The 24,332-nt window shown below is 48.2% G+C and carries 23 protein-coding genes; all 23 read left to right on the top strand.

The genetic code is table 11. The annotated features are described in order from the left end of the window. The first annotated feature begins 58 nt into the window (after window positions 1–58). The 23 genes from ACWGXJ_RS25155 (at window position 59) to ACWGXJ_RS25045 (ending at window position 24,226) form a co-directional block, all read left to right on the top strand. On the top strand, window positions 59–1,021 hold the full coding sequence (locus ACWGXJ_RS25155; RefSeq protein WP_061830440.1) for an ABC transporter permease: 963 nt from the start codon (window positions 59–61) through the stop codon (window positions 1,019–1,021). Between the two features lie 11 nt (window positions 1,022–1,032). Beyond that, window positions 1,033–1,956 carry an oligopeptide ABC transporter permease gene (opp4C, locus tag ACWGXJ_RS25150; RefSeq protein ID WP_039272121.1) on the top strand — a complete coding sequence of 308 codons (924 nt, stop codon included), beginning with the start codon at window positions 1,033–1,035 and terminating at the stop codon, window positions 1,954–1,956. 13 nt (window positions 1,957–1,969) lie between these two features. Beyond that, window positions 1,970–2,953 carry an ABC transporter ATP-binding protein gene (locus tag ACWGXJ_RS25145; protein WP_149034876.1) on the top strand — a complete coding sequence of 328 codons (984 nt, stop codon included), beginning with the start codon at window positions 1,970–1,972 and terminating at the stop codon, window positions 2,951–2,953. Then, complete coding sequence (locus tag ACWGXJ_RS25140) at window positions 2,950–3,915, top strand: ABC transporter ATP-binding protein (RefSeq protein WP_039272116.1); 966 nt, start codon at window positions 2,950–2,952, stop codon at window positions 3,913–3,915. The genes ACWGXJ_RS25145 and ACWGXJ_RS25140 overlap by 4 nt, the downstream gene beginning before the upstream one ends. A 159-nt stretch (window positions 3,916–4,074) precedes the next feature. Next, entirely contained in the window at window positions 4,075–5,016 is a 942-nt protein-coding gene (locus tag ACWGXJ_RS25135; RefSeq protein ID WP_061830438.1) for a D-alanyl-D-alanine carboxypeptidase family protein, read from the top strand. A 236-nt stretch (window positions 5,017–5,252) separates the two neighbouring features. Further along, window positions 5,253–6,308 carry an LCP family protein gene (locus ACWGXJ_RS25130; protein WP_452567841.1) on the top strand — a complete coding sequence of 352 codons (1,056 nt, stop codon included), beginning with the start codon at window positions 5,253–5,255 and terminating at the stop codon, window positions 6,306–6,308. Between the two features lie 45 nt (window positions 6,309–6,353). Next, window positions 6,354–6,782, top strand: coding sequence for a CBS domain-containing protein (locus ACWGXJ_RS25125; protein WP_013312792.1), 429 nt, complete (start codon window positions 6,354–6,356; stop codon window positions 6,780–6,782). Between the two features lie 121 nt (window positions 6,783–6,903). Continuing rightward, window positions 6,904–7,206 carry a MazG-like family protein gene (locus ACWGXJ_RS25120; protein WP_013312791.1) on the top strand — a complete coding sequence of 101 codons (303 nt, stop codon included), beginning with the start codon at window positions 6,904–6,906 and terminating at the stop codon, window positions 7,204–7,206. 5 nt (window positions 7,207–7,211) lie between these two features. Continuing rightward, window positions 7,212–8,129, top strand: coding sequence for a DUF2232 domain-containing protein (locus ACWGXJ_RS25115; RefSeq protein WP_165178320.1), 918 nt, complete (start codon window positions 7,212–7,214; stop codon window positions 8,127–8,129). Between the two features lie 11 nt (window positions 8,130–8,140). Continuing rightward, window positions 8,141–10,129, top strand: a complete 1,989-nt coding sequence (locus ACWGXJ_RS25110; RefSeq protein ID WP_452567840.1) for a DHH family phosphoesterase — start codon at window positions 8,141–8,143, stop codon at window positions 10,127–10,129. Beyond that, a complete protein-coding gene (gene rplI, locus ACWGXJ_RS25105; protein WP_013312788.1) occupies window positions 10,126–10,569 on the top strand; it encodes a 50S ribosomal protein L9 in 444 nt (147 codons plus the stop codon). The genes ACWGXJ_RS25110 and rplI overlap by 4 nt, the downstream gene beginning before the upstream one ends. A gap of 2 nt (window positions 10,570–10,571) precedes the next feature. Further along, window positions 10,572–11,930 (top strand): replicative DNA helicase, encoded by a 1,359-nt coding sequence (gene dnaB / locus ACWGXJ_RS25100; protein ID WP_013373892.1) that lies wholly within the window; start codon window positions 10,572–10,574, stop codon window positions 11,928–11,930. Window positions 11,931–12,306: 376 nt separating this feature from the next. Next, window positions 12,307–13,593: an adenylosuccinate synthase gene (locus tag ACWGXJ_RS25095; protein WP_029518946.1), complete on the top strand. Its 1,287-nt coding sequence runs from the start codon at window positions 12,307–12,309 to the stop codon at window positions 13,591–13,593. A gap of 203 nt (window positions 13,594–13,796) precedes the next feature. Beyond that, on the top strand, window positions 13,797–14,621 hold the full coding sequence (locus ACWGXJ_RS25090) for an ABC transporter permease (RefSeq protein WP_039272106.1): 825 nt from the start codon (window positions 13,797–13,799) through the stop codon (window positions 14,619–14,621). Between the two features lie 53 nt (window positions 14,622–14,674). Beyond that, window positions 14,675–15,706 (top strand): ABC transporter ATP-binding protein, encoded by a 1,032-nt coding sequence (locus tag ACWGXJ_RS25085; RefSeq protein WP_039272104.1) that lies wholly within the window; start codon window positions 14,675–14,677, stop codon window positions 15,704–15,706. Window positions 15,707–15,804: 98 nt separating this feature from the next. After that, complete coding sequence (locus tag ACWGXJ_RS25080; RefSeq protein ID WP_025723151.1) at window positions 15,805–16,974, top strand: extracellular solute-binding protein; 1,170 nt, start codon at window positions 15,805–15,807, stop codon at window positions 16,972–16,974. A 2-nt stretch (window positions 16,975–16,976) separates the two neighbouring features. After that, complete coding sequence (locus ACWGXJ_RS25075; protein WP_165178318.1) at window positions 16,977–17,819, top strand: ABC transporter permease; 843 nt, start codon at window positions 16,977–16,979, stop codon at window positions 17,817–17,819. A 30-nt stretch (window positions 17,820–17,849) separates the two neighbouring features. Continuing rightward, a complete protein-coding gene (locus tag ACWGXJ_RS25070) occupies window positions 17,850–19,364 on the top strand; it encodes a hypothetical protein (RefSeq protein WP_452567839.1) in 1,515 nt (504 codons plus the stop codon). Beyond that, window positions 19,361–19,828: a hypothetical protein gene (locus tag ACWGXJ_RS25065; RefSeq protein WP_414125926.1), complete on the top strand. Its 468-nt coding sequence runs from the start codon at window positions 19,361–19,363 to the stop codon at window positions 19,826–19,828. The genes ACWGXJ_RS25070 and ACWGXJ_RS25065 overlap by 4 nt, the downstream gene beginning before the upstream one ends. Next, window positions 19,821–20,828 (top strand): CehA/McbA family metallohydrolase, encoded by a 1,008-nt coding sequence (locus tag ACWGXJ_RS25060; protein ID WP_452567838.1) that lies wholly within the window; start codon window positions 19,821–19,823, stop codon window positions 20,826–20,828. The genes ACWGXJ_RS25065 and ACWGXJ_RS25060 overlap by 8 nt, the downstream gene beginning before the upstream one ends. A 27-nt stretch (window positions 20,829–20,855) precedes the next feature. Then, on the top strand, window positions 20,856–21,572 hold the full coding sequence (locus ACWGXJ_RS25055; protein WP_452567837.1) for a GntR family transcriptional regulator: 717 nt from the start codon (window positions 20,856–20,858) through the stop codon (window positions 21,570–21,572). Window positions 21,573–21,719: 147 nt separating this feature from the next. Continuing rightward, window positions 21,720–22,379 carry a hypothetical protein gene (locus tag ACWGXJ_RS25050; RefSeq protein WP_452567836.1) on the top strand — a complete coding sequence of 220 codons (660 nt, stop codon included), beginning with the start codon at window positions 21,720–21,722 and terminating at the stop codon, window positions 22,377–22,379. A gap of 323 nt (window positions 22,380–22,702) precedes the next feature. Then, complete coding sequence (locus ACWGXJ_RS25045; protein WP_452567835.1) at window positions 22,703–24,226, top strand: peptidoglycan DD-metalloendopeptidase family protein; 1,524 nt, start codon at window positions 22,703–22,705, stop codon at window positions 24,224–24,226. Window positions 24,227–24,332: the final 106 nt, after the last annotated feature.

Here is a 24,332-nt window from a genome sequence, read left to right as displayed (position 1 = left end):
TCGTATGCTCAGCTCTCACGAGCTGGGCATATCACTTTATTCGTCTGGAGGAATGAATATGAAGCAGTACATTATTCGAAGACTGCTGCAACTCATCCCCACACTTATTGGCATATCCATTATCGTATTTGCGATTTCAGCCATGGTGCCGGGTGATTATATTACAGCCAAGCAGAACCCGAATATGACGGCCGAAAAGGCGCAGCAGCTACGACATATCTACGGGCTGGATAAACCGGAATACCAACGCTATTTTATATGGGCCGGTAATATGTTAAAGGGGAATATGGGGGATTCATTACAGCATAAGCAGCCGGTAACGAAGGTCATTGGCAATTATGTATGGAACTCATTTATTATCGCTTTTTTTAGTCTTATTTTTAGCTGGTTGATTGCGGTTATTGCAGGGGTATTTTCAGCCAAGTTCCAATATTCGTTATTCGATAAGTTTGTCACATTATTCATTTTCTTATGTATGTCGCTGCCTTCATTTTTTATTGGTCTATTGGTCATCAAAATATTTGCCCTGGAGTGGGGGATTCTCCCGGTTGGGGGCATGACCACAGCAGGGATGGAGCCAGGCTCATGGGCTTATATGGTGGATGTTCTCAAGCATATGTTCCTGCCGACACTCGTACTTACGATGCTGAGCACAGGAAGTCTGACCCGGTATTTCCGTACAGGCATGTTGGAGGTCATTCGTCAGGATTACATTCGTACCGCACGCGCCAAAGGCCTGAAGGAACGTACGGTTATTTTCAAGCACGCACTGCGCAATGCACTGATTCCAGCCATCACACTACTCGGCTTCGAGCTTCCGGCCTTATTTGGTGGAGCGATGATTCTGGAGAAGGTATTTGTGTGGCCGGGTGTGGGTCAGGTCTATCTGGAGTCGATCAGTATGCGGGATTATCCGTTTATGTTGGGCTTCACGATTTTCCTAGCGGTACTTACGCTTATCGGTAATTTGCTCTCTGATGTATTGTATGGCATGGCAGATCCAAGAATTCGCTTGAAGTAGGAGGGATACTATTGTCCGCAGAAACAGTCACGATTGAAACGAATCAAAAGGCGGCGATCCGTCCTGAAGCGTCTCCATGGAGAATCGCCGTTCGCCGTTTTAACCAAAACCGTCTGGCTTTGGCTGGTCTCGTTATATTAATTCTGATGGTTACCATTTGTAGTTTTGGACCGATGATTTCACCTTATCATTTAGATGATTACAAGCTAGCTGACAAAAATTTATCGCCTAATGCTAAGTACTGGCTTGGTACGGATAAGTTTGGTAGAGATATTTTGCTGCGTACGATGCTGGCCGGCCGTATTTCCTTGACGGTGGGGCTAGTTGCCACGTTTATTTCGGTCATGATCGGAGCGACGTTGGGTGCGTTGGCAGGATTTTATCGTAAAGGCGTGGATACGGTTATTATGCGGATTGCCGATATTTTCATGGCACTCCCTACATTACCGCTGCTTATTATTTTAGGTGCTGTTCTGTCGGATTTGAAGGTCGATCCGTCGAATCGCATTTATTTTCTGATGCTCATTATCGGGATTCTGAGCTGGACGAGCTTGTCCCGTCTGGTCAGGGGGCAGATTCTTACGCTGCGTGAACAGGAGTTCATGCAGGCGACGGAAGCGCTAGGTTTGAGAGACCGCCGCAAAATATTCCGACATTTGCTGCCGAACACGATTCCCACCATTATTGTTACGGCTACGCTTGGAGTAGCGGGTGCGATTATTACAGAATCTGCGCTCAGTTACTTGGGGATTGGCGTTGTGCCGCCCACACCTTCGTGGGGAAACATGATATCAGCTGCGAATAACCTGATTGACTTCCGCAAACGGCCCTGGATATGGGTCCCACCGGGAATGTGTATTCTCATTACAGTTGTAGCGATTAACCTGATTGGCGACGGTTTGCGTGACGCGCTGGACCCTAAAATGAAGAAGTAGGAGACGAACGTTTATGGAGAATGCTTTGATTGAATTTCGTAACCTGAAAACCCACTTTCATACCTCTAACGGAACTGTCAAAGCGGTCAATGACGTCAGTTTTAAAATTCGTGAGGGTGAAACGCTCTGTGTGGTAGGAGAATCAGGCTGCGGTAAGAGTGTAACAGCGATGACGATGATGCGGTTGATTGATTCTCCCCACACCTCAGACGGACAAATCTGGTTTGAGGGCAAGGACCTCCTAAAACTCAATAAAGGTCAAATGCAGCAGATTCGCGGCAATGACATCTCGATTATTTTTCAGGAGCCCATGTCTTCTCTGAATCCCGTGCTTACGATTGGGGAACAGATCACGGAGCCATTGCTGATGCACACATTAATGAGTAAAAAAGAAGCACATGCTCGGGCAATTGAGCTGATTAATTTGGTGGGGATTTCACGTTCAGAGGAAATATTTCATTCCTATCCTCATGAATTGAGTGGCGGTATGCGCCAGCGGATTATGATTGCCATCGCATTAAGCTGTAATCCGAAGCTATTGATTGCGGATGAACCAACAACGGCACTGGATGTTACGATTCAGGCACAGATTCTGGATTTAATGCGGGATTTGAAGGATAAGCTTAAAACGTCCATTATGCTCATCACGCACGACTTGGGCGTCGTGGCAGAAATGGCTGATTATGTGGTTGTTATGTATGCTGGAAACGTCATTGAAGAGGCGCCTGTCATTGAGCTGTTTAAAAATCCGCAACATCCATATACTCAAGGCTTATTAAAGGCGAAGCCCGTCATTAATCAGAAAATGGATCGACTCTATTCCATCCCAGGACAGGTTCCAAACCCGATTGAGCTGGGGGAAAATTGCCATTTTCATGATCGGTGCGCCCATTGTATGCAAATTTGCAAGGATCAGGCTCCTCCCTTGAATGAAAAGGAGAATGGTCATAAGGTTGCCTGCTGGCTATATGAGAAAGAAGGAGGGCAACGGATATGAGCGAGCCTTTGATTCAAGTGGAAGGGCTGAAAAAGTATTTCCCGATCACAGGCGGAATTTTTCAGCGTACTGTCGGACATGTGAAAGCAGTCGATGACGTATCCTTTAACATTCATAAGGGTGAATCCTTCGGTCTGGTAGGAGAATCGGGTTGCGGCAAAAGTACGATTGGACGTACGATTCTCAGATTGATGGATAAGACAGAGGGATCGGTACGATATAAAGGCGAAGACTTGCACGCGTTAAACAAAGAGCAGATCCGTGCGCTTCGTCCGAAGTTGCAAATCGTCTTTCAGGACCCTTTTAGCTCACTGAATCCGAGAATTAAGGTCGGTGAAGCCATTGGAGAGGCATTGCTGGATCACGGGTTGATTGATCGTAGTGAGCTGCGGAAGAAGGTCAATGAAACGCTGAACATTTGCGGGCTGTCCTCGTATCATTATGATCGGTATCCGCATGAGTTCTCTGGCGGTCAGCGCCAGCGGATCGGGATTGCACGGGCTTTGATTTTGAATCCTGATTTTATTGTGGCTGACGAGCCGGTATCTGCTCTGGATGTGTCTATTCAGGCCCAGATCATTAACTTGTTAAGTGATTTGCAGCAGGAACGCCAATTGACCTATCTGTTCATCTCGCATGATCTAAGTGTAGTCGAGCATCTGTGTAGCCGGATAGGTGTGATGTATCTGGGTTCAATGGTAGAGCTTTCCTCCAAGGAGGAACTGTTCAGTAATCCGCTTCATCCGTACACGAAGGCGCTGCTATCGGCAGTACCGATTCCCGATCCCACGATCAAGAGACAACGAATTGTGTTGAAAGGAGACATCCCATCTCCGGCCAATCCGCCTTCAGGATGCAAGTTTCATACACGTTGTCCTATGGCAGAAGCACGTTGTAAAACAGAGACTCCGGTATACCGCGATGCGGGCGATCAGCATTTTGTAGCCTGTCACTTTGCCTAAAATATAATAATTAGGAAGCAAAATATCCGTCATTCTGAAAGGAGCATTGACGGATATTTTGGCGTGGAATAAAAAAGGTAAAAAAATTGTATCTTTTTTTCGAAAAATTGCAGACAAAATGGATTTTTCATCGTCTAATAAAGTATGGAGGTTATTACGATGATGAAAAAACATTGGTTACGTTGGGCTATTGTCGTCCCGGTACTTATTATATTGATTTTTATTACGCTTGGGCCCCGCCTGTTGATCGGAAAGCCGAATGTGGATGCAGAGGCTGCGGTGCTGATGGACATGCATACTGGGGAATTGCTGATGGATGTGAATGGTGATACGCCTATGCCTTCCGCAAATATGTCCAAGCTCATGACTGAGCTATTGGTGCTGGAGGATATACGGGCCGGACGGTTAGGCTGGAATGATGAAGTGCGAATTAGCCGTTACGCCAGTACAGTAGGCGGTGTGAATTTGTCCCTCCGGTATGGTGAAAGGATGACCGTATCCGAATTGTTCCAGAGTATGGTTGTGTATTCAGCGAATGATGCCGCTGTCGCGTTAGCGGAGCGTTCGGCAGGGAACGAATCAGCTTTTGTGAAGCGTATGAATGGGAAAGCTGCCCAAATCGGGTTGTCATCCGATAGTCGCTTTAGCAATGCGTCTGGGGCAGGTCAGAGTGAACTGGGACCGAATCACCCTGAGGATATTCAGGGTGAAACGAAAATGACAGCAAGCGACACGGCAAAGTTGGCCTCCTATTTGATTACGTCACACCCGGAGATTTTGAGAACGTCCAGTCGTACGCAGATGGAGTTGAAGGATAAAGGCATCTACATTAGTAATACGAACTGGATGCTGCCTTCCTTGGCTGGACCGTACTCTTACGCGGGAACAGACGGACTGAAAGCAGGGTACACAAGCGATGCTGGATACTGCTTCACGGGCACAGCTGAGCAGCATGGAAGACGGCTAGTTGCTGTGGTGCTGGGTGCACCGAGCAAGGAAGAGCGTTTTGAGCAGACACGGAAGTTGTTCGATTATGGTTTTTCCCTGTCGACTTCTTTCCCGGTGAGACTGCAAAATTTGGTGAAACTGGCTCCACATTAAGGCAAAAAGTGACTTTGAAAGCTACATAGGATACGGATATAAACATGAATTGGGGCTTTGACCGTGAGGTCGAAGCCTTTTTTGGTATGAATTCGAGGAGCTGACCACGCCATGACACTTTTGACAACAAGGTAGTAGACCTTTTATGCTTTGAGGGGAAGTTTCAGCTTCATGTGGGACCAATTTGGTTTAATGAAGAGATGGGATTTGTGACGGAAAGAAGGAAGGTACCTGTTATGGAGAGAAGACATAAGAGAAGGACCAGTGGAAAGCCCAAAAAGAAAAAGAGGTTTACCGCTCTATATATTTCATGTATTGTTTTATTTTTGATTGCAGTGGGAGGCTACCTGTTCCGCAAACAGCTGACACTGGTGGCTTTTGATTGGTTTGTATCACCGACGTTGGAAAGCAAGCTGGAGAAATCCTATCAGCCGCGACAATCCGGGGAACAGCAGCAAGAGACAGTAGCTTACCGTAAGGAACCCTTTTCGGTGCTGTTACTGGGTACGGATCAAAGGCCAAATGAAAAGGCGCGTGGTCGCTCGGATACGGTTATGTATGCGGTAGTACGGCCCGCAGAATCGCGTGTGCTTTTAGTTTCCATTCCAAGGGATACGTACGTACAGATTGCCGGACATGATCCGAATCGCGATGGCGAGGATGATTTTGATAAGTTGGGGCATGCTTATGCGTTCGGAGGCGAAGATATGTCCATGGCTACAGTAGAGAAGTTGATGGAGCATAAGGCCGATTATTATGCTACGATTAATTTCCAGGGTATTCAGGAGGCGGTGAATGCAGTGGGTGGAGTTGTGCTTCCAATCGACAAGCCCATTGAGAATAAGAACCCGCTGCATATCAAGTTCCGTATTGAGGCGGGCAAGCCGCTTTATAATGGTGAAGAAGCCATGTATTATGTTAGATATCGGGAAGATAGTGACTTCAACCGTACAAAACGGCAGCAAATATTTTTGAACGCTATGGCGGATAAGCTGCTGAATATCAACGGAATTACCAAGATCCCGGAGCTGCTCGATATTATGGGAGCCAATTTTAAAACCGATATGGAACCTACTTTTATTACTGGGCTTGGCAAGCAAGCTATTTCGCAGGGGAATCCACAAATTTCAAGTTTTACGATTACGGGGGAAGGGTTCAAGAAGAAGGGCCTGTATTATGACCGGGCTAATGAACAGGAACTTGAATATGCCAGACTCATGATTGCCAACTGGCTAGATTCCGATACAACCCCGCAGACGCTGAGGCTTCCCGACAAGCAGGACATTCAGTGAATAATCAATGGATTTATATTTGATTTTGAGGGGGATTCGTTTCTCATGAATATCGCTTTTTTCTTGCTTCCCAAACAGGAAGTTGCTTGTGTAACGGCGGATGCTACTTTACGGCAAACGTTGGAACGGATGGAATATCACCGTTTTACAGCGGTTCCTATTTTGGATAAAGAAGGTAGATATACAGGTACGGTTACAGAAGGTGATCTGTTGTGGCATATGAAAGAGTCCGAGGGGAAAATCACCTTTGAAAACGCTTCTAAGTTCATGCTTAAGGACGTTCCGTTGCGGGTTACGATGAAGCCCGTATCCATTGACGCGAACATGGAGGATTTAATTAATTTGGCGAAGGTACAGAATTTTGTACCCGTCGTAGATGATATGGAACGGTTTATTGGCATTGTACGTCGCAGCCAGATTATTGAGTATTGTGAAAAATTTGTGTCCAGGGAATCGCTCAATACTTCAAGCTAAAATAAGCAGCAAAGCTGGTCCGAAAATAACGATTTATCCTATGGGGTAACAGTTATTTTCAGAATAGGATATGCTATAATGGAGAATAAAGCTTTTTCAGAGGGGTGTGACTCTTCATCATATGCCTAAAGAAATGGATGTAGTTAAACGAGCCAAGGTTATTGAATGGCTTAAAACAGAGGTGCTTGACCAAGTCTCCCGTCTGTTTAAGGCGATGTGGGAAGGCAGTACAGCCCGCATCGGTGATTGTTTGGCGAGTTTGGTGATGAGCAGTTATATTTTGGGGAGGCGCCTTGGAGTGTCTTACCGTGAATTGGATGATCTACTCATCGACAAGCTAAGAAAGCACAGAAAAGAAGGACACCAGCTGGAGGATTGGTATCAGGACATTTCCGCACTGGAAGAACATATGCGTAAGAGGTGAAAACGTTGAAATTCCGCTTGGCAACTGTAGCATGGAGCGTCATTTATTTGCTTCTGCTGCTGACTCTATTGACACCATTAAGAATCATTACCGTATTTTTGCTGATTGTGCCTGGCGCTGTATTGTTTTCATCGCTGCCTTTCAAAGGATTTCTGGTCCACGTCATACCGGTGCTGTTAATTATAGCGCTACTCGATGTGTATTCGCTGCTCCCCGCGATTTATTTTCTGATTCCTTCAATAATGATGGGACGGATTTATAAAAAGGGAGGACCTGCTTTTCAAGCGTTGATGACCGGGATGGGCGTTATTTTAGCCGAGTTGTTGGTTGTTCTGTTTATCGCTACGTATTCCTTTGGATTTGATCTTTCGCAGTACCTTCGTGATCAGGCTGCGATATCGGCAAGTATTGTACAGCAGGTTTTGAGTGCTAATCCGATGTTTTCAAACATGAATTGGACGGCAGAGGATACGCAGAAACTCGGCACAATGCTGATTGGAAAAATTCCGTATGTGCTGATCGTGACCTCGTTCATATTGGCGGTGATTACGCATGCTTTGGCACGTCCGGCATTGAGCAGTCTCGATGTACCGGTACGCAAAATGAAGCCTGCCCGCGAGTGGAGGCTACCGCGCGCGCTGATCTGGTATTATCTGCTGGCAATTGTAATTGAATGGATAGCAGGGTCTTCCGATAGCAGCTGGATTCAAATGGTTTCCATTAGTATGCTACCGCTGATTCATGCATGTTTTATTATCCAGACGATTGGTTTTGTATACTTCTGGACGCATAGCCGTAAAATGAGCCCGGTGATTGCGTTGCTGCTGTCGCTCGTCGTTCTGGTGTTCCAGCCGCTCCGCATTATAGGTATTATTGATTTGGCCTTTCCGCTGCGTGAAGCTATTACAAGATCAAAGAAATAGGGTGAACAGTCATGCCTAAATTTCTACAAAAACGCTGGCACGGCTATCAGACGGTCTGGGCGTTTTTACTGCTGCTGGTGCTTGTCATATGTATTTCCATGTACAACTGGGAACTGGGTGTGATAGGACTGCTGCTGTCATTCTTGCTCGGCGGGCTGATGCTGAAGACGGAATTGGATTTTCGTCGGGAACTGAATCAATATATCAGCGGTCTTTCCTTCCGGATCAAGCGGGTGGAAGGGGAAGCGATTAGTGCATTGCCGTTCGGCATCATTTTATACAGTGAAAATCGAACGGTAGAATGGCACAATCGGTTTGCCGGGGAGATGTTCGAAGAGCAATCACTGATTGGTGAGTCTCTTCAGGATTTGTTTCCTCAACTCGCAGGTGCTCTAAGCACCAAGAAGGAAACAAAGGAGCCTGCTCGTGAGCTGAAGGTGGAGCAACAGCATGATGAGCGTCATTATCAGTTTCTGATCGTGCCTGATGAGCGTCTGATATATTTGTATGAAGTCACGGAGTTGGCGGTGCTACGCAAGCAGTATGAAAACGAGCGGTTGGCGCTCGGTATCGTCATGCTCGATAATATGGACGAGGCTGCTCAGGGGATGGACGATCAGCAGCGCACCGCGCTTATTGCGAAGGTGTCAAGCGAGATTACATCCTGGGCTAATCAGTACAATATTTATTTGCGTCGATTATCTTCTGAGCGTTATCTCATTATGCTAAATCATAAAGCGCTTCAGGAGCTGGAGCAAAGTCGATTCGTCATTCTGGATACCGTAAGGGAAATGACGGCGGATTTGAAAGTACCGATGACACTGAGTATTGGCTTGTCCTTCGGTGCAGAGAGCATCAAGGAGCTAGGCGAGCTGGCCCAGTCCAGTCTGGATATGGCACTTGGACGTGGAGGCGATCAGGCAGCAGTGAAGGCGGGACAACGCCTGTCCTTTTACGGAGGCAAGTCCAATGCTGTCGAGAAGCGGACCAGGGTACGTGCCCGAGTCATTGCACATGCATTGCGTGATCTGATGCAGGAGAGCGACCGCGTGCTGATCATGGGACATAAAATACCGGACATGGATGCAGTGGGAGCGGCCATCGGTGTGTGGAAGGCTGCGGCGCTTTACAATGTAGAGGCACATATCGTGCTGGATAAATCCAATCCGTCTATCGACCGAATGATGGAGCAGGTAAACAAGGATGAGAAGTTATCGCAAGCGCTCCTGACGCCAGAGCAGTCGCTCCAGCTGATGACTGAGCACAGTCTGCTGGTCGTGGTGGACACGCACAAGGCCTCCATGACGATTGAGCCGCGTCTAGTGCAGACGGCCAGTCGGGTGGTGGTTGTCGACCATCATCGTCGGGGCGAGGAATTTATTAACGATTCGGTTCTGATCTACTTGGAGCCCTATGCGTCATCGGCCTGTGAGCTGGTGACCGAGCTGCTGCAATATATCCATGAGAAGGTCCAACTGACACCGCTGGAGGCAACATCACTGCTGGCAGGGATTACGGTAGATACCAAGCATTTTTCCCTGCATACAGGCTCGCGTACATTCGAGGCAGCCGGCTTTTTACGACGTAGCGGGGCAGATACAGTTATGATCCAGCGCATGTTAAAAGAGGACCTGGATGAATATATTGCTAAGGCGGAAATTATTAAGCATGCTAAAATGATATATGGGCATATCGCAATTGCGGTAACTGAGCCCGGACAGAAAATACCGCAGCTCCTGATTGCTCAGGTGGCGGATTCATTACTCAATATGACGGATGTACTGGCCTCCTTTGTGGTCAGTGAACGTCCTGACGGCCTGGTGGGGATCAGTGCCCGTTCACTCGGACGCATGAACGTACAGGTCGTCATGGAACGGCTAGGCGGCGGAGGACATCTGACGAATGCGGCGGTTCAGCTGGATTGCCCGCTGGAGGAAGCTAAGCGCAGAGTGGTCGACGTGCTGGCCGAAATTGATGGGGAAGAGGGGTTATTTGAATGAAAGTGATATTCATTAAAGATATGAAGGGCCAAGGCAAGAAGGGGCAAATTAAGGAAGTTTCGGACGGTTATGCAGCGAATTTCCTGTTGCCGCGTGGTGTTGCCCGTCCAGCGACAGAAGGAAATATGAAGACGCTGGAAAATCAGAATGCTGCGGAGGAAAAGCGTAAGCAAGAGGAAAAGGAAGAGGCGCAAGCACTCGGCAAAAAGCTGGAAGAGACAACGGTTCAGCTCAAGGCGAAGGCTGGTGAAGGTGGACGGCTGTTCGGCGCGATTACAAGCAAGCAAATCGCGGAGGCAGTAGCTAAAACTGGCATCAAGCTGGACAAACGCAAAATTGAGCTGGAAGAACCGATTCGTACGTTGGGCGTGACTCAAATGACCGTTAAGCTTCATCCTGAGGTCAAAGCTACGCTGAAAGTACAGGTGACTGAAGAATAATTATGGGCGGCGAATTTTTTGATCGGATTCCTCCGCAAAATCTGGAGGCTGAACAGGCGGTTATCGGGTCTATTTTGCTCCAGTCTGAAGCACTGATTACCGCAATGGAGCGGGTGCAGACCGAGGACTTTTATGATAAGGCTCATCAGATGATTTACGAAGCAATGATTGAGCTGGGTGAATCCGGACAGCCGATTGACTTGGTTACGCTGACCTCGAAAATTCAGGACAAGGGACAGCTAGAGGATATCGGCGGTGTCAGTTATCTGGCGAAGCTGGCTCACGGGGTGCCAACAGCGGCTAACGTGGATTACTATGCCCAGATCATTGAAGAAAAAGCGATGCTTCGTCGCTTGATTCGTGCAGCTACGCAGATTGTGAGCGAAGGCTATAGCAGTGGCGAGGATGTCGCTGGTATGCTGAGCGATGCTGAGCGCAAGATTATGGAGATATCCAACGGGCGCTCAGGTAGTGGCTTTATTGCCATCCGCGATGTCGTGATGGAAGTGTTTGACCGCGTTGAATTGCTGCATCAGAATAAGGGCAATACGACCGGAATTCCGTCTGGATTTGTTGATTTGGACAAGATGACGGCGGGTTTCCAGCGCAATGACTTGATCATTGTGGCCGCCCGTCCATCCGTAGGTAAAACAGCGTTCGCTCTGAATATTGCGCAAAACGTTGCAGTTCGGGCAAAAGAGACGGTAGCCATCTTCAGTCTGGAGATGTCGGCCGCTCAGCTCGTGCAGCGGATGATTTGCGCCGAGGCCAATCTGGACGCGAACGTCATGCGGACAGGTGAATTTAAAGGCGACGACGATTGGGCGAAGCTGACGATGGGCATTGCAGCCTTGTCAGAGGCGGAAATCTATATCGATGATACGCCCGGCATCACTGTGGCTGATATCCGTGCCAAATGCCGCCGTCTTAAGGCGGAAAAGGGACTGGGTATGATCGTAATCGACTACTTGCAGCTTATTCACGGACGAGGCAAAGCAGGCGAGAACCGGCAGCAGGAGGTATCGGAAATTTCACGGACATTGAAACAAATTGCTCGTGAGCTTGAAGTGCCTGTAATTGCCCTCTCCCAGCTGAGTCGGGGTGTGGAGCAGCGTCAAGACAAGCGGCCGATGATGAGTGACTTGCGGGAATCGGGTTCTATCGAGCAGGATGCTGATATCGTGGCGTTTCTGTACCGGGATGATTACTATAATCAGGAAACAGAAAAGAAGAATATTATTGAGATTATCATTGCCAAGCAGCGTAACGGCCCGGTCGGTACGGTAGAGTTGGTCTTTCTCAAAAATTATAATAAATTCGCTAATTACGAGCGTGCCCATTCGGATGCGTTCGCCGGATAACATATTAGTATCATTAGAAAAGGCTCTTTCGACGCGGATTTCGCGATCTCGAAAGGGTCTTTTTTATAGAATTCACGTATTTTCATATAAGGAATGAAACTCTCAATTACGAACAATACTATTTTCATGTAATATAATGTTCGCTTTTTATTTGACTTTAAAAAATGGTGCTGTTACACTTATAGTGCTGCTTCAACGCAGTGGGGAGATCATTACGCCCGGGGCTTTCCGAACCTACGGAATGTCTGCGACGGACGTTTTTTCCTGCTGTCCGAGAACGCTCCATATCTGCTCGCTCAGGCGGTTGAAGTCGGATATGCGTAGTGTGTCAGCTCAAAATCAGAGTGTCTGTGGGCACTCCACGGAGGAATGAAACATGTCAACTGTAGTCGTTGTGGGAACACAATGGGGAGACGAAGGCAAAGGTAAAATCACGGACTATCTGGCGGAAAGCGCTGAAGTGGTGGCCCGTTACCAAGGCGGAAACAATGCTGGTCATACGATTCTCATTGACGGTAAAAAGTACAAGCTGAGCCTGATTCCATCCGGCGTTTTTTATGAAGATAAAAAGTGTGTTATTGGCAACGGCATGGTAGTCAATCCAGCCGCTCTTATTGAAGAAATTACTTACATTCATGATAATGGATTTTCCACGAAAAATCTGGTCATTAGTGACCGTGCACATGTGATTATGCCGTACCATATGACGCTGGATGTGCTGGAAGAAGACCGCAAAGGTCCTAACAAAATTGGTACTACCCGTAAAGGGATTGGCCCTGCTTATATGGATAAGGCTGCACGTAACGGTATTCGTATTGCTGATTTGCTGGATGCAGAGGAATTCGAAAAGAAGCTGCGGCACCAAACGAAAGAGAAAAATCAAGTGATTGAACAAGTATATGGCGGCGAGCCATTGGATGTAGAAGCAATACTGAAACAGTATCTGGAATATGCTGAATTTATCCGTCCTTATGTAGGCGATACGTCTGTCGTGTTGAATGATGCGATTGACGCAAATCAAAAGGTACTGTTTGAAGGTGCGCAAGGCGTTATGCTCGATATCGACCAAGGTACGTATCCATACGTTACGTCCTCTAACCCGTCGGCTGGCGGCGTATGTATTGGTTCCGGTGTGGGACCATCCAAGATTCAACAAGTCATCGGTGTAGCTAAATCGTACACAACTCGTGTAGGTGATGGCCCCTTCCCAACTGAGCTGAACGATGAAGTCGGCGATTACATTCGTGAAACAGGTCATGAGTACGGTACGGTTACAGGTCGTGCTCGTCGTGTGGGCTGGTTTGACAGCGTCGTTGTGCGTCATGCCCGTCGTGTCAGTGGGTTAACGGGTCTTTCCCTGAACTCGCTGGACGTATTGACTGGCCTGAAAACGGTGAAAATTTGCACAGGTTACAAGTACCGCGGCGAGGTGATTACGCATTATCCGGCTAGCCTGAAAATGCTGGCGGAATGCGAAGCGGTATATGAAGAAATGCCAGGTTGGAGCGAAGACATCACTGGTGTGAAAACGCTGGAGGAACTGCCTGAGACTACACGCAATTACGTACAACGTGTGTCTGATCTGACAGGTATCCCAATCGCTATTTTCTCGGTTGGGCGTAATCGCGATCAAACGAATCAGGTGCTTCCGATTTATTTGTAGGACAAGAATGATATAGCTATTGATACACATTCAAAGAGAGAGGCTGTTAGCAGCCTCTCTCTTTTTTTATTCTGTGAAGTGTTAAATGGTATCTTCCCCTTTACATAATCTTATCTTCCTTGTCGATTTGTGATAACAAACCCTCTCTATAATCCAAATAGAAAAGAGATTCGGACGTCTAGACGTCTTGAGAGGGATGAATTATGAACTGGTATCTTCGCTCACTCGGCACACGCAAAATTGTAGAATTCATCGTGCTTATCATTTTCGTCATTTTTTTCCTGGGGCCTCTGACCAATCTTCTCCTTTTGGCGGTTTCGGGAAAATGGCAGTATCCTGCACCGCTCCCGCAGAGCTTGTCACTGGAATGGTGGAAGTTTGTACTTACCCAGGATGATGTTCTCAGCTCGATTTCTCTATCCTTCCTGATTGCGATTACCGTTACGGTCTGCTCCATTATCGTATGTATTCCTGCTGCTTATGCCTTTGCACGAATTTCTTTCCCGTTCAGTAAGTGGTTCCTTTTCTCATTCCTACTTACGCATGCTTTTCCGAAAATGGGTTTGTATGTGTCTATTGCCGTACTATTCTACCAATTCGGGTTGATGAACACCTTTGCAGGCATTGTGCTTATCCATATGGTAAACACGCTCATGTATATGACCTGGATTCCATCCTCTGCCTTCCGCAGCGTACATCGTGCACAGGAGGAGTCAGCGCGGGATGCTGGAGCCGGACCATTTCGGGTGTTTTGGAAAATCACCTTTCCTATGGCGCTGCCCGGCATTGTGGTCGCCTCCATTTTTACCTTTCTTGCTTCACTAGATGAAGCACAGGGGACACTCCTTGTCGGAACGCCAGACTATAAAACAATGCCGGTCATTATGTATTCCATCATTGCTGATTATCCAAGCACAACGGGCGCTGTTTTCTCGGTCATTCTTACCCTACCAACGATCATTCTGCTATTGGCAGCCAAGCGTTTTGTAAGTGCGGATGTACTGGCAGGCGGATTTCAGGTGAAATAACGTAATTGGTCAAAAGAGGAGTTTGTAAAATCCTGAAAAAGGAGCCTAAGCTAATGCCCATTCAATTATCCATTCAAGAGTTAACCAAGCGCTTCAAGACAGGAGACGGAGTCAAAGGCATTTCACTTGACGTGATGAAGGGAGAGCTGGTGACACTGCTGGGACCTTCCGGCTGTGGTAAAACAACCGTGCTTCGCTCCATTGGCGGTTTTTTGGACCCGGACAGTGGCGACATTCAGATGCAGGGTAAAAGCGTACTCAAGCTGCCGCCCGAAAAGCGTCCGACAGCTATGGTGTTCCAAAGCTATAATTTGTGGCCGCATATGACCGTGTATGACAACCTGGCTTTCGGGTTGAAGATTCGAAAGGTGAAGAAGACAGAGATTGACCTTCAGGTGAAGGAAGCGCTAGCGCTGGTTCGGCTAGAGAGCGCAGAGCGTAAAACGCCGGGACAGCTCTCGGGCGGTCAGCAGCAGCGGGTAGCACTCGCTCGGGCTCTGCTGCTAAAGCCTGATGTATTGCTGCTGGACGAGCCCTTTTCCGCGCTTGATGCCAAATTGCGTATGGAGATGAGAGAGGAGCTGCGCGATATCCAGACCCAGACGGGGATGACGATGGTGTTCGTCACCCATGATCAGGAGGAGGCGTTGTCCATTTCCGACCGCATCGTCGTTATGAATGCGGGCCGGATTGAGCAGCTCTCTTCACCGCAGGAGATCTATGACAAGCCACAGTCACTTTTTGTAGCAGGTTTTATTGGCCGGATCAATTTATTAAAGGGGGTGAGTACAGGTCGCAGTGTCTCTGTGAGCGGAATACCGTTTGCACAAGAGCATGAATACACGGGTGAATCCATGGTTGGTGTAAGGCCAGAGGATATTGTTCTGACGACGGAAGAAAAAGGTTCTCTAGCCGGAACGATCAGACAAGTGATGATTCTCGGGCATTATGCGGAAGTTTCGCTGGATAGCGGTACCCATCATCTGAAAATGTTTGTGCCACGTGAACGAGCGACCGAGCTGCGCAGTGGAGAGCATATCAGATTCAGCTTCAGTAAAATTGTTACTTTTCCAGCAGCACAGTGAAGATTCACGATCAACCTCTATATCGCATCAATGTCCATCACGAACGCATCATCTGGTGATGCTGCGAACTTGTGCAACTATCTAAAGGAGGCAACAACGTGTTTGGGAAAAAGAATATGGGTCTGGTTTTGGCAGGGGTACTTAGTTTATCGTTGTTGGCTGGCTGTGGAAACGGCGGTAATGCCGCCACGGCTACAGGGGAAGCCAAGTCTACAAAAGCGGGAGCCGCTACCGGAACGACGGAAATCTCCCTGTACACTGGAGGGTCTCTGAACGTCAAAGAGCTGTGGGAAACGTTAATCAAGGACTTTGAAGCTAAAAATGATCATGTTAAGGTCAAACTGGTGTATTTGCCAGCAGGAACCGGAGGTGCATCTACACTGGACCGTCTGATCGCAGCCAAGAAAAGCGGACAAACCGATACAGATATCGACCTGTACGAAGGCAGTCTGGATGACATCACTAAAGGGGTAGGCGAAAAACTGTGGGAAACGGTGGACGCTGCCAAGGTTCCAAATTTGAAGAATGTGGATGAAACGTATCTCAAGCAAGTCAACAATCAGGCCATTCCATACCGTGCCTCTTCGGTTGTCCTTGCCTATAATAGTGCAAAAGTAGCGACACCTCCGAAAACAGCCGACGAGCTGTACACGTGGATTCGCCAGCATCCGGGCAAGTTTGCCTATAATGATCCGTCCACAGGTGGGTCAGGCAGTTCATTTGTGAACACGGTTATCTATAATTTCCTTCCGCCAGAGGCGATGAACAGTGATGATCCGGCAAATATGAAGAAATGGGATCAAGGTTTCTCACTGCTCAAGGAACTGGGCCCTTCAATGTACCAAAAAGGAGTCTATCCTAAGAAGAACCAAGGTACGCTTGATATTTTAGCAAGTGGAGAGGTAGACATGGTTCCAGCCTGGTCTGATATGGCGCTCGAACAACTGGCTAAAGGGCTGCTTCCAGACACGGTGAAGCTGACACAGATCGACCCTGCTTTTACAGGTGGCCCCTCTTATCTGATGGTTCCTTCACTTTCCTCCAAAAAAGAAGCAACCCAGGAATTCTTGAATTATATACTGACGCCTGAAGCGCAAACGGTGGTTATTAATAAAATGTACGGCTATCCGGGGATTAAGTGGAATCTGATGCCAACAGAACTGCAAGAGAAATTCAACAGTGTATCTTCTGGATACCGCAGCTTTAACAGCGGAGAGCTTCAGCAGGAAATCTACAAACGCTGGCAAAGTGAAGTAGCGGGCGGTTGAGCATGAGTTCATTGTCCAAAAGGGGGATGCTGGGGCTTGCTCTGGTCATCCCGTCTTTTCTCATTTTGCTGGTCGTCGTTATTATTCCGATTCTTTATGCAGTGAAGGAAAGCTTGATTGATCAATATGGAACGGGCTACGGTCTGGCCAATTATATTCGGCTGTTCACGGAACCTGCCATGCGTAGAAATATCATGTATACGATTAATGTCACGTTAGTCTCGACGGCCCTTACTCTGGTCATCAGCTATGCTTTGGCGATTTATCTGAGATTCGGCAAAGGAGTTGTCGTGAAGTGGATAGGCCGCTTGTATTTTATTCCGATGTTTGTTCCCGGTGTAATTGCAACGTATGCGATCATTACCATGTATGGCAATCACGGTTGGGCTGCACGTCTTTTGCTGCCGCTCGGCATTGAGACGATTCCGAGGATTATTTATGACTACAAAGGGCTGGTGCTGGCTAATTTGTGGTTCAACATTCCGTTCGCAACCATGCTGCTCAGCTCGGCACTTGCCAGCATTCCAAACGCCGTCGTCGAAAGCGCCAGAGATGCCGGAGCCAGCACGATGCAGCTGTTTGGGCGCTTTATTTTACCCCTTTCCTACAAAACGATGTGGGTTGCGGTGACCTTCATTTTTATGGGAATCATGGGCAGCTTTACGGCTCCCTTCCTGATTGGTGCCAACTCGCCGCAGGTGCTGGGTGTTGCGATGCAGCAGGTGTTTTCCAGCTATCAGGAGACGCATACGGCCAGCGCAATGGCAGTGTTTATGTTTTTACTGTGTTCTTTTATGGGCTACTTTTATATTCGGACAATGGTGAAGGATGCGGATGCTAGCTAGACCGCCGTTATAACTAAGGAGGTTACAGGGATGAACAGCCAAGCAGAGGTGCAAATTACCGGGTTTAGTGGGCGAGTGTGGGAAAAGGATCTGCTGGATTGCGGTTATCGGATTGCCTTACACAAGGCGGAGGTTGAGCTCAGCCCGGGAAACGGGTTCCGGTTTAGGTTCTCCATGCCAGAAGACGGATACGCGGAGCTTGATCTGTTCGCCAGATCAGACAGTGACTGGGCTGCGACAGATCGAGAATCTGCCTTCGTACGCCTCTACCTGAATGAAGCCTATAATCAAGATGTCATTTTGTACTATGGCAGCAGTCAGGGAGTGTATACCCGTTTGTTGGGACATCTAAAAGAAGGCGATTATGAGGTCTATGCTGAATTTCGCGAACTGGAATCGGCTCCGCTTGTATCTCGAGCATGGATCGATGGGGTTGAACTGCGCTGCGTGGCTGATTCCTCTCCAAGATCGCTGATTTATCGCCATACCCCGCTTTTATATGGCCGCAATCTCTCACATCCCTATGAGAATCGCTTTACGGATACACCGCTTGTTTTGTTCTATTCCGTGGAAGGGAATGAGGAGAAGACAGTCATCGAATATCAGATGATGTTCAGCCATGAAGATGAGGGAACGCCCGCGCCGCTGCTTATGAGCAAATGGGGAAGAACGACCGATATCGAATGGATGTACCGCGTCGAGCTGGATGCGGAAGGCAATGTTCTGGAAGCTGTTTTCCAGGGGGCACATCATATTACGACTGCGTTTAATGGCAATTATGATCTGGGTGGGCATCCTGTTCTCCAATCCGCAACAACTAACGGAAACTTTAAGGATGACATCACATCGGACTATCGTTTTATGCTGCCGCCTGCTTTCCAGTGGAAACCAGAGGAAGAGCCACGTGAGGCGGTCATGAGCCGTTTTCCTTTTGCCTATCAGGTCACTGGGTGGGAGATGGAACGTCAGCAGGAGCTGGAAATACCGTCACAAGCGTCTTCCATTGCACTTGCACACCAGCGTAGCTATGTGTTTATCCAGACTTCCAAACGCCCCTTACGGGGTTCAGACAGAGAATCGACTCCAGGGTCCAAGCCGGGCTTCAATCGGCGTGAGGAAGATGCCTGTGTCGATGTCCAGCTTCGTCTTCACGGCTCGGAGCAGTGGTATTCATCGTGCCATTATGATCTGAGACTCGGGGATTTTAGAGCCGCTTATGAGGGGGCAGAGTCACATTTTTCCACCACGATCAAGCTGTCTGGAGAGGCTGTGCTTGAGGATATAGCTGAAATCAGAGCCGTATTGCTGGAAGGCGGTGCGGACAGCATGGAAGTAGCCGGACTGTGTGCCTTTACGTTAAACGAGGATAATCTCCCGCAGTTTCCAGGTATTCGTACAGACCGGGTAATTGAGCTGACGCGGCTTCAACCCGTGGGTGTTTTATGGGCGGCAGACAAAGACATGTCGGGTGATGAAGAACATCCTGTGAATGATATGGTAAAGCATGTTGTGGATGAACTGTCTAGCCAGGATGGGGAGTCATGAGCAGACTACTGTATGTGGAAGGAACGGTTGACAGAACCTGCACTCAGAGCCATATTACGTACTCTTTTCATATTCCACAGCCGACTGAAACGATCCGTATTCACTTCTCTTACACGCCCAAGTTATTGGAGGATCAAGAGCAAGCACGAGGAATCATTGAGGAAAGCATGAGCAAATACGGATACGACGAGCCGGGGCATTCATCCGATCTATGGAAGAAGTATGTCCCGCTGCAAAATTTATTAACGCTGTCTGTCGATGATCCTCTCCGTCACCGTGGAAATGCGCACCGTCCCGAGATGCAGCAGGAGCATTGGCTCGGTTCGCCTGCGGCTTCGCCGGGATTCCTCGCAGGAGATAATCCGGCGGGCATGTGGCGGATTACGGTCAGTCTGCATGCCGTTGTAACCGAGACGCTTGCCTACCAAATTCATGTATTGGGGGAGGAAGCAGCATATGCTTAAATGGATTCCAGCTGAGCTTCACACCCATACGCTTCACAGCGACGGAAAGCAAACGCTGGAGGAGCTTGTTCAAAGCGCAGTGGATCTGGGACTTGAGTGCATCGCTATGACGGATCACAACACGCAATCGGCACTCACGGATCAGGAACAGGTTCAGCGGCAGTTTGGTCTCCCGATCATTTCAGGGATGGAGTGGACGACCTTTTACGGGCATATGCTGACGCTTGGGGTTGACCGCTTTATCGATTGGCGTGTGCTGGGACCAGATGACATCCATGAGGGGATTCGGCAGGTGCATGAGCAGGGAGGCATTGCAGGGATTGCCCATCCGTTCAGGATCGGAAGTCCGATCTGTACGGGGTGCTTTTGGGAATACACGATTCAGGATTGGCATGAGGTGGATTATATAGAAGTCTGGTCAACGCTTATGCCATCTATTAAGCGGGATAGCCAGCGGGCGTTTGCCATGTGGACCGATTTGTTGAATCAGGGGTATCGCATCACTGCGGTAAGCGGTCGGGACTGGCATGTATCTAAACCGGATGATGCGCTTCCGGCTGTTACGTATCTGGGGGTTTATGATGAAGCAGAAGAGCGAGAAGGCTTAGCAGACCGGGCAGTTGAGGCGATTCGCCACGGTTCAGTGTCAGTTACGATGGGACCGTTACTGACGATGTGGGCACAGATTAAGGGCAGAGAACATCGTTATCACATCGGCGAATGCATAGAGCTGACTGTAGAAGATTCACTATCTGTGACGGTTCAATTGGATGTGGAAGCAAGAGCAGCCCATTACAACCTCAAGCCTCAGAATCTTCGTCTTCTGCTGACAAGTAGTCACGGAATATGCTCCGAGATTCAGATCCCTGCTCACACAGGTGAATATACGCTATCATTGCAAGATCCGCTAGGTAAGGGCTGGATACGAGCGGAGCTTTACGGCTGCATGGAAGACTGCGTGATGATGATTGCTTTTACGAATCCGATTTATATGGCTTAACACAATAGAAAGGCTGGGCTTCGGACGGTGTCAACAAAACAAGAGAACATAAAGCAGCGTATAGAAGAATATATGAAGGCTAATCAAATGGGTCCGGGGGATCGGCTGCCGTCGGAAACTGCACTTTCCCAAACGTTTCGTGTCTCGCGTACAACGCTACGGGGAGCTATTCGCCAACTGGAATCAGAAGGTAAGCTGCTTGTAAAACACGGGAGTGGCACGTTTGCGACTTGCCCGCTGCCGAGTATTCCAAGCTCCCTCGACCGCCTGTACAGCATCGGGGACATGATTCGTTCGGCAGGGTTACGGGAAGACGAGCAGCTGGAATCCATTCAGAGAATCTCGGTTTGTCCTCCTGATATTGCCGAACAGATGAGATTTTCCGAGAATGAGCCCATGATTGCTCTAGAGCGTACACGCACTGCCAACGGAGAGGCTGTAGCCCACTCTATCAACTGGATGCCAGAGAAATTAGCCGGACCCATTCTAGAAGGTGACTCTTTTTCAGGCTCGCTTTTTCAGAGTCTTGAGTTCAAGGCGGGGGTGCGAATCGTCGGAGCGTATTCCGAGCTTACCGTTCCCAACTATGACGATGCACATATGACGCGTCTGTTGAAGCATCCACAGGCCACGGTATTACTATTAAAGCAGCTTCACTATGATGAAATGAACAGGCAGGTGCTGTATTCTCTGGATTATGTCCGCAGTGACATTTTCCGTTTCTGGGTGCGTCGTACACGCTAATTCAATCAGAAGGTGGCATCTCCTATTGAATTGTGCTAGTTTTACATATTCCATGGGTTAAAAATCGTCATATCTCGTCAATACTGATCTATATGCACTTCATGATGATACACACATGGCAGGATGCGTATAAGGAGGTAACGGGATATGAGGTGGCTTGGATGGCTGCTCAAAAAAGGAATGACAGTCGTGTTGGTTAGCGCACTAACGCTGGCAGTGACAGGTGTAGTCGTTAATGCTTATGTTCAATCGCTGCTGCGGCAGTTTAACATTCAGCTTGATCATCAGCCCATATGGGGATTGGGTTGGCTAAAAGGCAGTGCGGGTACGGACCAAAGCACAGACACGGGGAAGAACAAGACGACGGGAAGTGACTCGGGAAGTGTAACACCGCCTGATGATGCGTTGCCTGTCATGGGACAGGGCTTAGAAGAAAGCGGAAGTGAGGCTGGTGGCGCAGCCAATGGCAAGGTATCTCAGGAGGGAGCCACGTCGGCGGGAACATCAGGCAATGAGTCTCAGAAGCAGGCAGAAGGTACAACAGCTACACCTGAAACAAGTATTGAAGGCCATGATTTGGTTATTACGCCCGACCATTTGACGGAGAAGAAGAACAATTTACCGGCGGCACAGAAGCAGGAGATTTTTGCGATTCTGATGAATAAGCTACCGCCGGAGGAGATGCAGAAAATTTCAGCTGCGATGGAAGGCGGTCTCACCGAGCAGGAGCTTCAGGATATTCAGCAGGTGCTAGCGAAGTATTTGACCAAAGAGGAATACAACAAGCTGATGGATTTGCTTAAATGAGTATTTTGCAAAATCCTGAATAAATAACGATGAATTCAGGGGCAATGTGTATGCTCAAAATAGGACTGTAGAATCCGCGCCATGCGCGGATTTTTTTGCGTGCCAGGAAGGAATTGGAGTGTAGTTGAATTCTTTGTAAAGGCTATGTTAAAGTAAACAGTGTTGTGAAAAGGTTAAATTTTTGAAACCTTTTACGCAACTATGCAATGGTAGATAGCGACTAATATCATAGATGCTTGTGAATACAGGCTAAATTCATAGTGTGAAAGACCAATAACGAACGCATTTATATAGAGATAAGATATGCTGAAAAGGAGAGAGTCATGAAGGTTTTGAAGGAGCAGGATTCACCAGACAGCAGGAATGCAGATTCAAACGTTGCAGACAAGCCTGCTGTGGAAGCGGGGAAAATAGCAAAGTGGTGGAGCGGTCGGAGAAAATGGTTGAGCTGGACGGCAGGCGGTGTGGTGATTGCAGGCAGTCTTATTTTTGCGAGTAATCAGTATGTCGGAGCTAACACAGTTCCTTATTATAAAGTGTATGTAAAAGGCGTCGAGGTCGGAAATATCTTGAATGAGCAACAACTTAAACAGCTGTACGCAACGAAGAGCAAACAGTATAAGGATAAGTATCCCGGCGTCAATATGGTGCTCAATACGAGCGCGGTAACGACAGACATTGAGAAGGCATATAAAGCGGATATCGACAGCGCAGCCACGCTGAAGAAGCTGGATGGTATGCTGACAGCGTATGCCAAAGGGGTAGAAGTGAAGGTCAACGGACAGACGGTTGGCATTGTAAAGGATAAAGCGACTGCACAGGCGGCTTTAAAGCAAGTACAGAAGAAGTATACACCTGTGGGTGAGGGTACATCTACAGGCATCAAGGGGCTGGTTCGCAAAACATCTGTGGGCAGTAGTCATGCGAGTGCTAGTACTAAAACCCCTAAGGCATGGCTGGAGTCTGCCAGTATCCGTGAGAAAGTCGCGTACGAGCCTGTGAAAGCAGACCCGAACAAGGTACTGACGGAGGCTGAAGCAGTCAAAGTGTTGACTGAGGGGCGTGAGGCTCCTATCACGTATACAGTGCAAGAAGGCGATTCTTTGTCGTCGATTGCAACTAAATTTAATATGACCGCTTGGGAGATTAAGCAGAACAATCCCGGCTCGCGTGAGCTGTATTTGCAAATTGGAGATGAATTGAAGCTTACTGCTCCAAAGGCTCCGGTTACGGTGCGAACAGTAGAGAAGGTCGTCGAACAGATTGCCATCGAGCCTGAGGTTGAGATTCGCCAGAGCGATGAACTGAAGGCAGGGGTTACCAAAGTAGTCAGACCAGGACAAGTAGGTCTTAAAGAGATGGACTATCGTTTGACCAAGGAGAACGGTGAGGTCGTGCAAGAGGAATGGCTCGGTCAAAAGGTGCTGCAGCCGTCTGTTACTGAGGTGGTTCTTAGAGGAACGAAGGTCGTGGGAGAAGGCTCAGGACAGTTCGCTTGGCCGGTGTCCGGCGCATCGATGTCAAGTAGCTTTGGCGCACGCTGGGGACGTATGCATGAGGGTGTCGATTTGGTCGGTAGTGCTGACATTCGCGCATCAGATGAAGGCGTGGTAACATTTGCAGGTCAGCAGAATGGATACGGCAATGTCATTATGATCGATCATCGCAACGGCTACCAAACCGTGTACGGGCATTTGAGCAGCATTGGCGTTCATGTAGGACAGGTGGTTCAGCAAGGCGAGTCGATCGGGGTCATGGGGAACACAGGACGCTCCACAGGAACGCATCTGCATTTTGAAATTCGTAAAGATAATACGCCACGCAATCCAATGACGTATTTAAGATAGAATGGATGTTTATATCGAAAGTTACATGATCTATGAGGATCAAGGGGAAAGGCCATGTTTTTCTGCATGCTTAACAGTAGGTGCAGGCATGGTTTTTTTCTGCGTA

Source organism: Paenibacillus sp. S33 (assembly GCF_053615415.1).
The sequence above is the reverse complement of the archived record's forward strand: the minus strand, read 5'-3'. Positions and strand labels throughout refer to the sequence as shown.

Bases quoted from the DNA above. Each gene is read 5' to 3' on its own strand.
- ACWGXJ_RS25155 (WP_061830440.1), top strand. From the start codon at position 59: ATGAAGCAGTACATTATTCGAAGACTGCTGCAACTCATCCCCACACTT.
- ACWGXJ_RS25145 (WP_149034876.1), top strand. From the start codon at position 1,970: ATGGAGAATGCTTTGATTGAATTTCGTAACCTGAAAACCCACTTTCAT.
- ACWGXJ_RS25140 (WP_039272116.1), top strand. From the start codon at position 2,950: ATGAGCGAGCCTTTGATTCAAGTGGAAGGGCTGAAAAAGTATTTCCCG.
- ACWGXJ_RS25135 (WP_061830438.1), top strand. From the start codon at position 4,075: ATGATGAAAAAACATTGGTTACGTTGGGCTATTGTCGTCCCGGTACTT.
- ACWGXJ_RS25130 (WP_452567841.1), top strand. From the start codon at position 5,253: ATGGAGAGAAGACATAAGAGAAGGACCAGTGGAAAGCCCAAAAAGAAA.
- ACWGXJ_RS25125 (WP_013312792.1), top strand. From the start codon at position 6,354: ATGAATATCGCTTTTTTCTTGCTTCCCAAACAGGAAGTTGCTTGTGTA.
- ACWGXJ_RS25120 (WP_013312791.1), top strand. From the start codon at position 6,904: ATGCCTAAAGAAATGGATGTAGTTAAACGAGCCAAGGTTATTGAATGG.
- ACWGXJ_RS25110 (WP_452567840.1), top strand. From the start codon at position 8,141: ATGCCTAAATTTCTACAAAAACGCTGGCACGGCTATCAGACGGTCTGG.
- rplI (WP_013312788.1), top strand. From the start codon at position 10,126: ATGAAAGTGATATTCATTAAAGATATGAAGGGCCAAGGCAAGAAGGGG.
- dnaB (WP_013373892.1), top strand. From the start codon at position 10,572: ATGGGCGGCGAATTTTTTGATCGGATTCCTCCGCAAAATCTGGAGGCT.
- ACWGXJ_RS25095 (WP_029518946.1), top strand. From the start codon at position 12,307: ATGTCAACTGTAGTCGTTGTGGGAACACAATGGGGAGACGAAGGCAAA.
- ACWGXJ_RS25090 (WP_039272106.1), top strand. From the start codon at position 13,797: ATGAACTGGTATCTTCGCTCACTCGGCACACGCAAAATTGTAGAATTC.
- ACWGXJ_RS25085 (WP_039272104.1), top strand. From the start codon at position 14,675: ATGCCCATTCAATTATCCATTCAAGAGTTAACCAAGCGCTTCAAGACA.
- ACWGXJ_RS25075 (WP_165178318.1), top strand. From the start codon at position 16,977: ATGAGTTCATTGTCCAAAAGGGGGATGCTGGGGCTTGCTCTGGTCATC.
- ACWGXJ_RS25070 (WP_452567839.1), top strand. From the start codon at position 17,850: ATGAACAGCCAAGCAGAGGTGCAAATTACCGGGTTTAGTGGGCGAGTG.
- ACWGXJ_RS25065 (WP_414125926.1), top strand. From the start codon at position 19,361: ATGAGCAGACTACTGTATGTGGAAGGAACGGTTGACAGAACCTGCACT.
- ACWGXJ_RS25060 (WP_452567838.1), top strand. From the start codon at position 19,821: ATGCTTAAATGGATTCCAGCTGAGCTTCACACCCATACGCTTCACAGC.
- ACWGXJ_RS25050 (WP_452567836.1), top strand. From the start codon at position 21,720: ATGAGGTGGCTTGGATGGCTGCTCAAAAAAGGAATGACAGTCGTGTTG.
- ACWGXJ_RS25045 (WP_452567835.1), top strand. From the start codon at position 22,703: ATGAAGGTTTTGAAGGAGCAGGATTCACCAGACAGCAGGAATGCAGAT.